Genomic DNA, 231 nt, shown 5'->3' on the forward strand with positions numbered 1-231 from the left:
TAGACGGGCCAGGGCCAGTTCGGCACGCATCTTTTCAATGACCTCTTTGTAGTCCGGCGCATTGAAAATGGCCGAGCCTGCGACAAAGGTGTCGGCACCGGCCTCTGCGATTTCGCGGATGTTATTGACGTTCACGCCACCGTCGATCTCCAGGCGGATATCACGGCCCGATGCCTTGATCAGCGCGCGGGCTTCACGCAGCTTGTCGAGTGTGCCAGGAATGAACTTCTG

The 231-nt window shown here is 58.4% G+C and carries 1 pseudogene; it reads right to left on the minus strand.

Annotated features, from left to right (window positions below):
- Positions 1 to 231, minus strand: a pseudogene (locus GSM73_RS27840) (ribulose-phosphate 3-epimerase); the annotation flags it as partial.

The organism is Pseudomonas sp. PICF6 (genome assembly GCF_009831705.1).
In the GTDB taxonomy this organism is placed as follows: Bacteria; Pseudomonadota; Gammaproteobacteria; order Pseudomonadales; family Pseudomonadaceae; genus Aquipseudomonas; species Aquipseudomonas rhizophila.